At 45.5% G+C, this 14,519-nt stretch carries 10 protein-coding genes; all 10 read right to left on the reverse strand.

What is annotated here, in order from left to right:
* Positions 1 to 33: 33 nt before the first annotated feature.
* The gene (locus B3G15_RS12640; protein ID WP_290721569.1) at positions 34 to 933 is read right to left on the reverse strand and encodes an LCP family protein; all 900 of its coding nucleotides are present in this window, start codon (positions 931 to 933) and stop codon (positions 34 to 36) included.
* Between the two features lie 181 nt (positions 934 to 1,114).
* Positions 1,115 to 1,801 carry a hypothetical protein gene (locus tag B3G15_RS12645; protein WP_290721572.1) on the reverse strand — a complete coding sequence of 229 codons (687 nt, stop codon included), beginning with the start codon at positions 1,799 to 1,801 and terminating at the stop codon, positions 1,115 to 1,117.
* 15 nt (positions 1,802 to 1,816) lie between these two features.
* A complete protein-coding gene (locus tag B3G15_RS12650) occupies positions 1,817 to 2,506 on the reverse strand; it encodes a hypothetical protein (RefSeq protein ID WP_290721575.1) in 690 nt (229 codons plus the stop codon).
* Between the two features lie 15 nt (positions 2,507 to 2,521).
* The gene (locus B3G15_RS12655; protein ID WP_290721577.1) at positions 2,522 to 3,214 is read right to left on the reverse strand and encodes a hypothetical protein; all 693 of its coding nucleotides are present in this window, start codon (positions 3,212 to 3,214) and stop codon (positions 2,522 to 2,524) included.
* Between the two features lie 30 nt (positions 3,215 to 3,244).
* Positions 3,245 to 3,943: a hypothetical protein gene (locus B3G15_RS12660; protein WP_290721580.1), complete on the reverse strand. Its 699-nt coding sequence runs from the start codon at positions 3,941 to 3,943 to the stop codon at positions 3,245 to 3,247.
* A 44-nt stretch (positions 3,944 to 3,987) separates the two neighbouring features.
* Positions 3,988 to 4,671, reverse strand: coding sequence for a hypothetical protein (locus B3G15_RS12665; protein ID WP_290721583.1), 684 nt, complete (start codon positions 4,669 to 4,671; stop codon positions 3,988 to 3,990).
* 17 nt (positions 4,672 to 4,688) lie between these two features.
* Positions 4,689 to 6,248, reverse strand: a complete 1,560-nt coding sequence (locus B3G15_RS12670; protein WP_290721586.1) for a S8 family peptidase — start codon at positions 6,246 to 6,248, stop codon at positions 4,689 to 4,691.
* Between the two features lie 136 nt (positions 6,249 to 6,384).
* Positions 6,385 to 7,959, reverse strand: coding sequence for a S8 family peptidase (locus tag B3G15_RS12675; protein ID WP_290721589.1), 1,575 nt, complete (start codon positions 7,957 to 7,959; stop codon positions 6,385 to 6,387).
* A 123-nt stretch (positions 7,960 to 8,082) separates the two neighbouring features.
* Positions 8,083 to 10,761 carry a glycoside hydrolase family 70 protein gene (locus B3G15_RS12680; protein ID WP_290721591.1) on the reverse strand — a complete coding sequence of 893 codons (2,679 nt, stop codon included), beginning with the start codon at positions 10,759 to 10,761 and terminating at the stop codon, positions 8,083 to 8,085.
* 205 nt (positions 10,762 to 10,966) lie between these two features.
* On the reverse strand, positions 10,967 to 14,266 hold the full coding sequence (locus tag B3G15_RS12685) for a hypothetical protein (RefSeq protein ID WP_290721593.1): 3,300 nt from the start codon (positions 14,264 to 14,266) through the stop codon (positions 10,967 to 10,969).
* Between the last annotated feature and the right edge of the window lie 253 nt (positions 14,267 to 14,519).

Below are 14,519 nucleotides of genomic sequence, written 5' to 3' on the forward strand. Positions count from 1 at the left end.
AGCACCAAATCCTCGTGGATTCGGTGCTTTTTATCATTCCATATCAAGTGAATAACGCAATGCTGTTTGTGTTTCTTTCAATGAATCGTCTGTCGGATGCCAGTAGTAAATGCCGTCTCCCTCTTTTCCACCCGTTCCTTCAAGCTTCAAGTTCTTTTGGTTACGGAAGGCATCCATATAATCAAAGGCTAGCGTCCGCATCGGTTTGAAGGAGACGTTCGTTTGAGCGTTCTTTCCGACGACATCCATGATCGCATTGAAGTTTCCGACTGATACATCAGATGACAATTTGTTCGCAACTTGAGCAATGACTTCCCGTTGACGCATCTGACGACCGAAGTCACCACGTGGATCTTCGTAACGCATCCGCGTGAATTTCAATGCAGCTGCTCCATCTAAGTTATTTTTTCCGACAACAAAATGTGTTCCATCAACAGTAAAGTCGATATCATTATTGACCGTCACCCCACCGACTGCATCAACTAGCGACGTGAACCCTTCCATGTTGATTTCTGCGTAATAGTTGATTGGGATATTAAGAAACTTTTCAACCGTCTTAATTGCCATCTCCGGTCCACCGAAGGAATAGGCATGGTTAATCTTATCGTTTGTTCCTTTTCCAACGATATCAACCTTCGTGTCCCGGGGAATACTGATCAACCGACTTTCGTTTCGTGTCGGGTTTAATGTCATGACCATGATCGAGTCACTGCGTCCCCGCTCTCCTGGTCGTTGGTCGACACCAAGTAATAGTACCGAGACCGGCTTTTGTTCTTCGACGACTTTGTCTCCCGTATTCTTGACGGGCGACTGAATTTTTTTGACCGTCTGGTCGACTTGATAATATGTATAGCCGATGAATCCGCCGACACCGACGACGAGGACAAGTGCGATCAATAGCATGATTTTCAGTGGCGTCCAGCGCTTTTTCACCTTACGTCTCTTTTTGACTCGTTCCAACTGCGTCCATTCCCTTCTGTGTTTTGCTTCTCGTTAATATCGGTTGTGTATGAAAAGACTTACAGTTCGAGTATAACCAAATTTAAGAGTGATTTGTCAAAAACGGGAAAAGATGAAAAAAAGAGCCTATCGTTCAGATAAGCTCTTTCGTTCATTAGAGTGATGTTTGACTTTCAACCGTGTATGTTTTCTTCTCATAATCATAGTTCATGATGACGAGTTTACGTTGAGTTGTCGAAGTCGGGAATACGTATGTTTTAGAGAGTGCTTTAATTCCGAGTCCATAGTCCAGTTCTTGTTTCGATTGAATCGATGTCCAGTCAATCGAATCCACTCCTGTCCACTCACCAAGACCAGTTCCAGATAATACTGCATCCAATTGTTTCTCCGTCATACCCGTCTTGATTTTCTTTCCTTTTAGCAATTTCATCTTACTTTCACGCGCACCTGAGTAAGTATCAACACGAAACAGATCTAACGACTTTCCTGTCAGACGATAAACCGAACTGTTCTTTTTCGTCATGAACTGGAAAACAGACATATTCGTAAAGTTCTTTTCATCAGAGAACGTGTATGCCGTTGTTTTTTGACCTTGTGAAACGGTTGTATACTCTGCTTTTTTCTTTAGTACCGTCGAACCACTCTTTTTCGTCAGCTGCTTCTTATATTCTTTCCCATAGATGACTTTTGCCGCTTGCTCGATTGTCATCCCCGCTTTTAATGCTGTGTAACGGTCGGTTACTTTTGTTTCGTCTTTTGTCGCTGCAGAGGCTACTCCTCCGAATAAAGTTGTTCCCGCGAGCACTGTTGCTACTGCAACTTTCGTAAATGTCGTTTTCATGTTCCTATCTCCTTTTTAGAATGTCTCGTGATTTTCAATAACGTAGGCTTTCTTTTTCATGTCATAACTCATCTCAACGTAAATGCGTGATTTCGTCGATTTTTGGAAGACATACAATTTTCCTTTAAACGCTTCAATCTCATAGTCTTTGATTTCTTTCGCACTGAAGACGCTTCGTGCATCTTCCTCAAGCAATCCAGCCCATTCCCCAAGACCAGCCCCCGAGAGCACACCATCGAGTTGTTTTTCCGTCATTCCCGTCTTGATTTTAGCGCCCGTGTTCAACTTCCGTGTACTCTCTCGGTATTCGGAATATGTATTCCGTCCCATTTCGACTTGTTTCGAAATAAGACGATACACAGAATCGTTCTTTTTCGTCATGAAACCGAGCGACATCAAAGTCGGAGGAATCTTTGCCTTCCGATCATAGATTTCGTAATAAATTTCTTTACGCTTATCTTCAACGTCCTTAAACTCTTCTTTCGTCTTCAATACTTGTGAACCGCTTTTTGTCGTTAATTGTTTTTTGTAGTCTTTGCCGTATAAGACTTTTGCGACTTGCTCCATCGTCATACCCGCTTTGAGTGCTGTGTATTGATTTGTCGCTGTCGTCTCGACTTTCGTCGCTGCCGATGCCGTGCCACTAAGGAATGTTGATCCCGCGATGATTGTCGCCACTGTGATTTTCATGAAGGTCGTGTTCATACTCTACTCTCCTTTTTAATACTGACTATGATCTTCGACACGATACGCTTTCTTTTTCGTGTCATAGATGAAAAAGATGTATTGCCATTTGTTTGTTGCAGTCGGAAAAACGTATGATTTCGTATGAATGACCGTTGCTTTTCCTGCTTTGACTTCTTTTTTTCGAAGAACGGATGTCGTATCGACGTGACCGAGTGTTCCGAATGTCCCGAGCCCTTTCCCTGTCAATACTCGATCGACTTGTTGTTCCGTCATTCCGTTTTTGATTTTCGCACCTTTGATCAGTTTGCGATCACTCGTCCGGAATCCGGCTGCCGTGTCACGTTTGAACTCCATTTGTTTCATCGTCAGCCGATACTTCGTTCCGCCCGTCTCCGTCATGAACATCAGGACACCGATCGCTGACGGGAATTCCACTTTTCGATTCACGAGATCATAGAGAAGGACGTTCCGATCCCATTCCTCCATCTCAATTTCTGTGTTCAATCGTAAGACTTGTGAACCGTTTTTCATCTTCAGTTGTTTTTTATACGTCTTGCCATAGAGGACTTTGGCGACTTGTTCCACCGTCATCCCCGGCTTTAAAGCACGATATTGTTTCGTGGCGATCGTCTCAGCCTTCGTTGCAGCACCCGCCGTTACTGGATGTAAAGAAACTATTGCGACAAGTACCATGAGAAGCCATCGTTTTACGTTCCACTTCTGCATCCATTTCACTCACTTTCTGTTGCACGTGCTTTAGTTTTTTGTCTTAATCGTCCGAATATCACTGACCTGATAAGTTCTTTTTTGTTCGCTATACGTCAACTCGACATGTTTCCACTTGTTCGTCGTCGATTTAAAGACATATTCTTTGATACGAGACACTTCAGCAAATCCTCGTTTTTGTTCATCTAGCGTATAAGCAGACGCTGTATCCATATGACCGAGCATCGTCCAGTTGCCAAGACCTTTCCCCGTCAATTTCGCATCCAGCTCTTTTTCCGTCATCCCGTTCTGGAGTACGGCACCTTTGACGAGCGTCCGTGTGCTTTCACGATATCCTGTCTTCGTCTTCCGTTCGATGAACAAGGCTTTCGTCACCAAGCGATACTTCGCACTCTTCTCTTTCGTCATGAATTGTAAGACCAGTTCAGTCGGGAGATGGGTTGTTGCCGAATCGGAGAGGACATGGATTAATTGCTTATGTCCTTCTTCGTCTCCTTCGAAGTTGATTGGAAGTTTAAGAACAGTCGATCCGTTTCTTTTCTTCAGGTGTTTCTGATACGACTTGCCATACAGGACTTGCGCGACTTGTTGCATCGTCATTCCATTTTTCAAGCCTTTGTACTGTGACGTCGCAAGCGTTTCTGCTTTTGTTGCTGCGGATACTGTTCCTGGAACAAACAGACCAAGCAACAGTACTAAACAGAGTGACCCTATCATGATGCGTTTCATACCTGTTTCCTACTCTCCTCGATGACTCCATGAATCATCCTTATTCATTTTTCGTATTTCAATGAAATCCCGATTTCTGTATCCACCTCATATCGCTTTTTCTGCGTGTTATAGGACAAGGTGACAACCTGCATCTTTTTCGAATGTGGTCGATGGAATTGATAGATTTTGTAGCGCCCCGTTTTCATCGGACTTTCTTTAATGACGGACGAAACGTTCCAACTCAAATACATTGACACCTGTCCGAGTTTTTTGCCGGATACTAGTTGATCGAGTTGTTTCTCCGTCATCCCGTGGCGTAATGACGCCGGCTTCATGAGTGTCCGGCTATTTTCATACAACCCATTTTCTGTATCGGCTTGGTAGTACAGCGCTTTTTGTGTCAGATAATATGTCTTCTGGTGCTGTTTCGTACTAAATTCAAGATGCGTTGTCGTTGGAAGGTTTTTGGAGGGGCGATCTAGTACGTATCCGAGGGACCGATACCCTTGTTCGTTATCGGTAGTTCCCGGTTTTTTCGTAAAGACGACTCTACCATTTTGTTTCTTGATGTATTTCCGATACTCTTTTCCGTATATTGTCTTCGCGACTTCCGTTAGCGTCATACCGAACTTGAGTGCTTTGTACTCTTTTTTGATCTGCAGTGCTTCTTTTGATGCTGCTTGTCCTTCGAGTGTCCCGCTTACACAGAGAACACCAATCAGGAAGACACATAGGATACGTTTCATCGTTTAACCTACTTTCCTTATTTCACGAGCTGAACGGCACGATCGGCATTCAAGCGACCGTATCCGTACGTCGTGTCACGACCTTTTTTCCCGAGGTCCTTTGCTGACTTCCGAAGAATCGATTCGACGCCCGTCACTTTGATACTTGGCTTTAAGCTATAGAGGACACTCGCGACCCCTGCGACATGCGGTGTTGCCATCGATGTGCCGCTCCAGAAGATCGATTCGCCGTCTTGCAAATAACTCGCGATATCTTGCCCCGGTGCAACGAGATCGAGTCCTTCGCCATAGTTCGAGAACGACGCTCGTTTATCGAATCGGTTCGTCGCCCCGACCGAAAAGGCATATTTCGAGCGTGCCGGATAGGACAGTTTCGATGCGCCTTCGTTACCGGTTGCTGCTGCGACGAAGATTCCTTTCTTACGCGCTTCCGCCAAGGCATCTTCAATCGCTAGTGAGACACCACCACCGCCAAGACTCAAGTTGATGACTTTTGCTTTTTGTTTTACGGCAAACAAAATGCCTTTGGCGATATTCGAGTTCGACGCATAGTTATTGCGCGAGATGACCTTGATCGGAATGATGCTTGCTCGATCGTTGATTCCTGTCATTCCGTAACCATTGTTTGATGTTGCAGCGATGACACCGGCGACGTGTGTCCCGTGCCCGTGATCGTCATAAGCAAGCTGACGTTTATGAACAAAATCATATCCGAGATCCATCCGGACGCGTCCGGCGAAATCCGCATACGTCGGATTGATGCCCGTATCGACGACCGCCACACGAACGGTCGAGCGTGACTTGTTGGCAATCCGCTTGACCATCGCTTGATAACCGATGTCCGCTCCTTTAACGCCTCCGCGTTGTCCCGTATTTTTCAGCGCCCACTGGACGGACTGGAACGGATCGATACTGAGTAACTTCATCGGTTGATCGAGTTCGACGTACCGGACGCCCTTCGTTTTTTCAAGTTGGCGTTTGGCTGCCATCGCTTGGATAAAGCTGTTGTAGGAGAACTTTTCAATACGTAACGTACTGTCGATCGTTTCATGATCAGTAGCCCGCGACGTCTGTGACAACGTACTCGCTTTCGTCGCCCCGTTCAGTCGGACGACAAGACTCGTTGCCTGTCCGGTTGTCGTTGATTTTGTCGCGTATTCCCGAATTGGTTCAAGGCGTTCGAGTTTATAGGGAATCGTAAAAGCTTTATTCTTCGTTCCCGTCACTTCGATGTATTGTCGCCCATTCCACGTCAGTGGGAAGAAGAGCGTCTTTTTACTATTCGCATACCGCGCATATGGATCTTTTTGTTTGTATTCCGTCTGCGACGCATAAACGGTCGCTTTTTTGGAAGCGTCAAAGGCGAACTTCAAGTGTGTTCCACCTGATAGATACGTCTTCGTATCAAAATAGAATAAGGCTTTCCCGCTCGCATCGAATGTTCCTTTGATGTAGCCTTTTTTCGTTTTTGCTTCGATGGCTGGGACTTTTTTCGCCGTTGTCGCAGCTTCTGTCGTATCCCATGTATATGTACCAAATGCACTCACAAGGAGAGCACTGACGATGACCTGTTTCATTTGGTTTCACTCCTTATCGTTGTATCCTTTTTCATTATAATGGAAAAAATTGATTTTCCTAGTTCTTTTTACCTCTATCAATCAATGAATTGACCGAAAAAAAGAAGCCCTGTTCGTACAGGACTTCTTGACTGCATTAAGGAATCAGTTTGACGGCGTTGTCGGCATTCAAACGACCGGCACCATAACTTGTATCATAGCCTTTTTTACCGAGATCCTTCGCTGATTTCTTGAGGATGCTTTCCACACTACTTGCCTTCAAGGACGGCTTCAGACTGATCAAGAGACTGGCGACACCTGCGACGTGTGGCGTCGCCATTGAGGTACCACTTCCATATAACAACTCCCCATCTGCGAGGTAACTTGGGATCGAGACACCTGGAGCGACGAGGTCTAGTCCTGTCCCGTAATTTGAGAACGACGCTTTCGTATCTTTTCGTCCGGTTGCACCGACCGACAATACATATTTCGAACGGGCCGGATACGCGACCGTTCCGCGTCCTTCGTTTCCGGAAGCGGCGACGATCAGGATGTTCTTCTTGACCGCCGCTGCTAATGCCGACTCGATCGATTTCGAAGAAGAACTACCGCCGAGACTCATGTTGATGACCCGGGCACCTTGTTTTGTCGCATGCTGGATGCCTTTGACGAGTCCCGAGACCGAACCAGCCCCCGACTCATCGAGGACCTTGATCGGAATCAACGTTGTCATCGGATTGATACCGGTCATCCCGTACGTGTTATTTCCTCCCGCCGCAATGATCCCGGCGACGTGTGAACCGTGTCCGTTATCATCCCACGCCGTCTTATCGCCATTGATGAAATCATATCCAAGATCCATCCGGACTTTACCGGCGAAGTCGGCATACGTCGGATTAATGCCGGAGTCAAGGACCGCGATTTTCGTCGCAGACAGCTTCTTGCCCTTGATACGTTTTTGCATGGCAACGAAACCGATGTCTGCTCCTTTCAGCCCTTTCTTTTGTCCCGTGTTCTGCAGCGACCATTGATGTTTTTGATAGGCGTCGACACCGAATGCTTGGATCGGTGCGTCGAATTCTGCGAACGCAACGCTATTCGATCGCTCGAACTTTTTCTTCGCTGCTTCAGCTTCAACATAGGAATTATAGACGAGCCGTTCGATGCGGAGCTCAGACGCTAGTGATTCGACTTTTAAGGCTCCGAACGACTGCGCCCGCATTGCACCAGGGCGTGTCTGAACAAGTAACGCCGGTTTGACTGCTTTGACGGCAGCCGTCATCGATTCCTCGATTGGTTCATAACGCGAGATGTAGGCATGAACAGAATAACGGTCGCCCGGATAGCCTTCGAGGACTAAGTATTGTCGTCCGCTCCAACTGAGTGGAAAGTAGAGCGTATCATCCGTGACTTGATAGTAGCGATTGTAGACACGACCTGCTTCCGCATCGGCTTTACTGGCGAACATCGTTCCGTACGTATCGTAGTCGAGCTCGAACTCAAAATGCGTTCCTTTTGCGACGAAATCCTTCGCATCAAAATACCAGACCGCAAATCCATCCGAATCAAAGCGACCTGTTAAAGCACTACCGGCTTGCTTTGAGAACGCCGGGACTTCCTTTGCCTTCGTTAATGTTGCAGGACGAATCGTTTCCTGCTTTTCAAACGCATTGACTGGTACCGTACTACAGATTAAACCAAGCGCTAAGCTCCCTACTATCCATGTTCGCATCATTTTTCCTCCCTCTAGGTCTTTCTTACTAATACCCGGATTAGATGGGATTATGTGGAATATAGTAAAACATTGACGCGAATCAAAAAAACATCACTCTCGCAGGGAGAGTGATGTCTAATATTACTTGACTGTGACTGTGAATGTTTTGACGACTTTGTAGTTTCCTACTGTCGTGTATGTGACACGGATCGTCGTCTTACCTGCTTTGATTCCTTTTACGTTACCACGTGACGAGACTTGCGCGACTTTTTTGTTCGCTGATGTATACTGAACAGATTTGATCTTATCCGTTGCTGACGTATACGCGATACGTGTCGTCTGGTTCTTCTTGAGTGTTGCTTTTGTTGCTTTCAGCGTGACGCTGTTCGCTTTTGTTTCGATTGGTAAGACTGTTTTCAAGACAAAACCGTCTTTTAACGTAACCGTTGCTTCAACCGTCGTCTTACCTGTTGCTTTACCTGTCAGACGACCTTTTGAATCAACTGTCGCTTTTTTCGTATCAAGGACACGGTAGCGTGTTGACGCAACTGCTGATGTCGTGTTCGCGACTGTCGTTTTCAAGTCGAGTGCTTTTCCTTGATAAACTGCACCGGCTTTAATCGTTGCGACTGGCGCTTTTGTTGCTTGTGGAACGAAGACGCCGACGTAACCGTTGACTTCAGCTGTCTTGATGCCTTTGACTGGAACCGTCAAGATACCGTTCTTATCTGTGACGAGTTTCGTGTTCGTGACGCCACTAGCATCGACGAAGACTTGGTTCGCGTGTGTTTTACCCATGTTGACTTGAACTGTCGTATCTAAGGCTGCGTTTTTCCCGATGACTGTCGCAACACCTGTGTTGCGGTCTTTTCCGAAACGAACGCTTGAGATCAAGTCTTTACCCGCTTCTTTAGACGTGTTCGATGTGTGGTACGCAACGTGTTGTTTACCATACGCATACTGTTTACGGACTTTTAGGAGATTCGTGATTTCATCATAGTACGGTGTCGTTTTCGACATGTACGATGCATCCGTCTGGTAGAGATCACCGTAGTAGACCGTTGGCACCGTGTTTTTGTTCGAAAGAAGGAACGCGTATTGCGCGACGACGTTTTCCGTCGAGTATTTCTTCGTTGGACTTGCGAGTTCTTTGTTGTAGATCGCAAGTGCCTTCGCCTCATCTTCTTTATTGTAGAGCTTCTCGAACGATTTCGGCTCGCCGTCTTTTCCGTACTGCGTATTCGTTTTGATGCCGTACGCATCAAGCATGATTTGGTTGACGCGGTTTTTCTCTTGGTCATGGTTGTTGACGAATGACCAGTTCGCTTGAACGTTCGTCGCGCCGTCACCTTCACGGTTAACGACTGAGACTTTCGCTAAGTCACGGAGTGCACGTTTGTTCGATGGCGTAAGTGCTGAACGGAGCGTGAAGTAAAGCTCTCCGTCCATGACGAGTTGTTCATTATTGTTAGCTTTCATGTAAGCATTCTGTTCTGTTTTATAGCTCTCAATGTAGCTAAGGTAATCTTTTTTACCGAAGTGCGCTTTTGATACTTCTGCTTCTGCATTCAAGATTCTCGTATCATAGTGTGATGCTGCATCGATTCGGAAACCGTCGAACTTGTATGTTTCAAGCATCCACTTCATCCAGTTCTTTTGCTCCTTGATGACTTCTGGGTTCGAGTTCGCCAGGTCGACACCGATCAAGAACTCATCGTTGTTCGTCATCGTTTTGTTGTATGCCTGCGTTGGGAAGCCAGTCTCATCGACGAAGAGGAACTGATCTTCGATGTCGATCCCTGAGTTATCGTTTTGGTATGAACGTTCTTCTGATCCATAACCGTACGCAGCTTGTGTTTTCATGTATTCTTCTGTCAACGAAGCGATCTTGCTGTTTTCCGCTGAAGCAAGCAAAGCTTCTTTTGTTTCGAAGCCATTTTGTTTCATGTACTCGAGGTATCCTTCATCCTTCGCATATTGCGAAAGCATCGGCTTCCAGTTCTCTGGTGAAACTTCATACCAGCCGTCTGCTGCGAGGTACGTATCGACGACATTCAAGTTCTGTGTCTTCGCTGCGTCAAGCAACCATTCTGGTAAGTAGTTCTTCGCATCATCTTTACCGAAGTAACGGTATGGTTTCCCGTCTTTGTCCGTCATGACGCGGCCCATCCCCTGCCCTTGCAGTGATGTCCCATTGATGAACGATTTATTCCACTCTTTGAGGTAACCGTATTTTGCTTGTCCCATACCGCCACCTTTTGTGTAAGCGAGGTAAGGCGTTGCGAGGGTCTTCGTTTTTTCTCCGCCTGTGAACGGGTTCGTGAACGGCTCACCTGAGCTTGTCGCACGACGAACGAAAACAGCTTCACGTTTGTTGAGACCGAGCATTTGGTTCGGAACGAGATCCATCTGGACTTTGATGTTGTCGTCATGCAACATGTCGACCATCATCTCGAGTTGTGTGGCTTTACCGTATTTCGTCGCAACCGCTCCACCTGGTCCTTGTGGGAATTCACCGAGGTCATAACGGTCAGCGATTGCATAGCCTTCCATGTAACGTGCCATATCGAATGAACGATACGCAGGTGGCAACCATACATCTGTTACACCCCACGAGTTGAGCAAATCACCTTTTTTAGCAAGCGTCCGGTACATATTGCTTTCGTACGGTTGATACAGACTGAAGCTTTGGAAAATAACGCGATTGTCGAGTTTTTCACTTGGTGCGAAAGCCTTTGCGCTTTCTGGTGCATACGTTAGTCCGCTTGTCGCGACCAATGCCGCAAGCAAACCTGTCGAGACTTTTTTCGTCTTGTTCATGAGTCTAATCTCCCTTTGAGTAATATATATTTCTGATTATTTATACCTAAAATTCCAAATAACATCACATAATTTAACATCTTCTTCAAAGTAAATACAGTTGTATTTTTGAAAATAGGTAAATAGATTTACTAAAATGCAATCGATTGCACTGATTTGTCACAAAAAAACTCTCCCTACCGAAGTAGGAAGAGATTTTCATTGCTTAGTTCAATCCGAGAAGAACAGCTTTCTCGTAACCACCAGTCAAGACAGAGTTGTCATACGACTGAAGATCTTTGTTGACGACGATGACGTTCGATAACGTTTTCAGCGTACCAGCTGGAACTTTGATCTTCACGATATCAAGCCCGTTCGATACGATGTCATCTGAGTCAGCAAGCGAAATCGTTGTTCCGACCGGAAGTGCTTTTCCGTTCAGGACATAATTCGCTGTACTTGTCGCATCGTACATACCAGAGTACTGAACGCCCTCTGTGAATTTGATGCGAATGACATCTTTCTCGTTTTTCTCATTAGCAGTGACCTTAATGATTTCAAATGGTGATAAGACTGGTGTTGGTGGTGTTTTCATGAGTTTGAAATCATGTGTCGCTGTCGCAACTGTGTTGCCGACATCATCCGAAAGTGATTTGACGACGACTTTCCACTCTTCACCGTAACCTTCCATGTCAACAAGCTTTTGTAGATTCTCGTTTGCTGCGACGCGGAAGTTTTTGTCTGTTGTATCCGTGTAATTAAGGACCGAACCATCGATTGTAACGATTTTTCCGTCTTTGTTTTTACCAATGAATTCAACAGTTGTCTTTGGAGGTAAGACTACACCATCACTATTAATGAGTGGAGTGTTGTACTCATCGAGATCGCGGATTTTAACAGGCTCACTCATCATAACAACGAAATCATTACTTGGTGCTAAGCGATCAATCGTGTTAATCTCAGCACTCTTCAGATCTGGTGAATTAAGAGGAGACCCATCATAGTTCAAATCAAGCACGAGTGCGTCATTCTTCTCTCCATTCGCTTCAGCCTGAATCGCATCTTTCGCGAGCGTGATGCGGAATTTATCGTTGTAGTAGTTTTCTTTCGTGTTGACGGTATCATAGATTTCCGTCCAGTCCTTCATTAACTCGATGACTGCTTCGCCAGTCTCTTTGTTATACGACGTGACGTCGACATATTTGCTGAAATCTTCATATTTCTTCGTATTCGAGTTGTAACGCTCAAACTTCAATTCATTATCAAGCAACGCTAGGATGTTTGCTTTTTTAAGGCCTTTACTGAACATGATGCGGAATTGTTCAGGCGACTCAACTACAACACCAGCTGTCGGTTTAACCGTGTCTGCTGCAACAGTGAAGTCAAGGTTTTGAGTCGTACCGATATTCGTTTCATCAGAAAGCGCTGCATAGTCGTAAATGCTTGATACTTGAAGTGAGTGTTTACCCGCTGCGAAGTAACCTTGTTTTAGACCCGGATAGTTATCTTTTAAAGTGATTTTGACTGTATCGCGGCGATCGACACCCATTTTATTATCAAATCCATAATGGAGGACGTCGAAGTACTTCCCGCCGTACTGACCGTCGATTTTGAAATCAGCTGTAGCAACAGATTCAGAGAATTTCACTTCGAGTTGATTCAACCCTACAGCCTTAACAGAAGTGACTTCAGGCTGACGAGCATCTGTTAACTTGAAGCTTGCTTTTGATTTGACTTCTGTATCCGTGTTGCTCGTGATTTTCGCTGTCAGCTTAACGACTGCATTATCTTGGAGTGGTGTTTCTTTGTCCAAAATCAACTCGAATGCTTTTGGATTCGAAGGAACTGCTTTGACACCGATGACACGTTTTGTTCCCTCAAATTGCTCGATTTGGATGTTGTCGTTTGCGAGATAATCTTCTTCATGAAGACCTTGCATGACTTTATCGAGTCCAAATGATTTAAGAAGAAGTTCACGTGAGACCGCTTTATCAAGGAAGATCGTCACGCGATCTGCTTGGTTCGACTCAGCTGCAAGAACATTGATCATCTCAATTGGAGCAGGCGTCACAGCGATCGTGCTGAATTTGACTTTCGTTTCTCCTGCAATCTTACCGATTAGGTTTTTGTAATCACCAGCTGCTGTTTCAATGATTTCTGCTTTGATGATTGCTTCGATATCTGTGTTACTGAATTCAGACGTCAACAGAACTGTCGCTTTACCGTCTTGAATCGTGACACGATCTTTTGCGAGAGCACCGAATGATGTCGATAATTTCAAGACGATATCATCTGCATTTTTATCCACTTCACCAGTCGCTTTGTTTTTAAGAGCGAATGTCACTTCCGTGTTATCTGCTCCGTTCGCAACGATTGTCGAAGCTTTTGGTGATACTTCAAGCATCCAGATATCTTCAACGCCTTGTGTCATGAAGCTGAGCGAACCGAGATCTTTCGCAACGCCACCCACCATGATACCTTTTGCGTCAACTGAGTAGTCCATACCATACTCGAGTCCTTCAACTTCAAGCAAGGCTGACTTCTTGTCTGGGCTGAGCGTAGCTGATTTGACTGTCGCACCTGCGATTTTGAAGTTGTCTGCTGAGACAGAATCAACAGCACGCGAGAATGAGACTTCGACTTTCTCTTTGCCGATTGCTTTTGCTGAAGCGAGGACCGTGTTTGCGATCGTGAAGTCCATCGGAGATGATTTGACATCGCCGACTTTGACGACGTAGCTGTGTGTTCCTTCTGGAATACCACCTTGCGATGCCATGAACTTCCCTTTCGAGAGCGTTCCTTTTGCGAGGATTGGAGTCGCTGACATGTCTTTGCCTGGGTAGATCAAGAGTTCTGCCATTGCGCCCACTGCTGGGTACATGACGTCTGCTTTGACTGAAAGCATCTGATCATCGACGCTTCCCATGACATTCGAGATGCTCGCTGCCTTGACTTCGTAGTTGATGTAACCTGTTACGACAGAGTTAGCACCTTTGTACGAGTAAGCCAATTTATATTTGCCTGCTTTTGAAGTCGATGGTGTTTTGAGGTTGAACTTACTGATTGGGCGCTTCACGATGATACCTGATTTGTACTGGATGCTAATCGTGCTTGGCAATTGAACTTTTCCACCAACAGCAACCGGCTCGAGGACTGGTTCGAGGACATCAACTGGGTAGTTTTGAAGTTCGACCTTGAGGATCGCTTTCTTCGTCGTACCTGCTACCTTACCGTAAAGGACTTGGTATTTGTTGATGTATTTCTTTTCGAATTTGACAGAACCGCTCCATTTGACTGAGCGCATTTCGTACTTGCCGTTTGAAAGTTTGACTTTGACTTTCGTCGGAAGCGTCAATTTCTTGACTGCGTATTTCGAACCACCAGCGTGTTTCATCAAGATTGGAGAGATGTATTTAACCGAGACCTTCGATGCTGCATCAGCAGCAACCGGTGCTACGACAGACGCCGTGACTGCGAGCGCAGCTGCAGCAGCGTACAATTTGTTCGTTTTCTTCGAATAACCCATGTTTACTATTCCTCCTCTTTTCTAACAAATCAAAAGCGAAAATCCCAATTAGAAATCTACAATATAAGTAAAATATAGAAATATTTTACTTATGACAGTCGAAAAAATTCTTTAGTCGTCTTAGGAGGAATACGTTCTGTTCACGTGCGACTTTTCGTCTATCATCAAGACGATCTAACCGTGAGCCATATGTATCCGATTGGGATGAACTAAAGAAAACTGCCGAAACCGCTTCAAAGAGCCATTTCTATCA

The sequence above is a fragment of the Exiguobacterium sp. UBA1053 genome, assembly GCF_002316465.1.
GTDB lineage: Bacteria > Bacillota > Bacilli > Exiguobacteriales > Exiguobacteriaceae > Exiguobacterium_A > Exiguobacterium_A abrahamii.

Excerpts from the sequence above, each read along its gene's own strand:
- B3G15_RS12645 (WP_290721572.1), bottom strand. The coding sequence starts at position 1,801 with ATGAAAACGACATTTACGAAAGTTGCAGTAGCAACAGTGCTCGCGGGA.
- B3G15_RS12650 (WP_290721575.1), bottom strand. The coding sequence starts at position 2,506 with ATGAACACGACCTTCATGAAAATCACAGTGGCGACAATCATCGCGGGA.
- B3G15_RS12655 (WP_290721577.1), bottom strand. The coding sequence starts at position 3,214 with ATGCAGAAGTGGAACGTAAAACGATGGCTTCTCATGGTACTTGTCGCA.
- B3G15_RS12660 (WP_290721580.1), bottom strand. The coding sequence starts at position 3,943 with ATGAAACGCATCATGATAGGGTCACTCTGTTTAGTACTGTTGCTTGGT.
- B3G15_RS12665 (WP_290721583.1), bottom strand. The coding sequence starts at position 4,671 with ATGAAACGTATCCTATGTGTCTTCCTGATTGGTGTTCTCTGTGTAAGC.
- B3G15_RS12670 (WP_290721586.1), bottom strand. The coding sequence starts at position 6,248 with ATGAAACAGGTCATCGTCAGTGCTCTCCTTGTGAGTGCATTTGGTACA.
- B3G15_RS12675 (WP_290721589.1), bottom strand. The coding sequence starts at position 7,959 with ATGCGAACATGGATAGTAGGGAGCTTAGCGCTTGGTTTAATCTGTAGT.
- B3G15_RS12680 (WP_290721591.1), bottom strand. The coding sequence starts at position 10,761 with ATGAACAAGACGAAAAAAGTCTCGACAGGTTTGCTTGCGGCATTGGTC.
- B3G15_RS12685 (WP_290721593.1), bottom strand. The coding sequence starts at position 14,266 with ATGGGTTATTCGAAGAAAACGAACAAATTGTACGCTGCTGCAGCTGCG.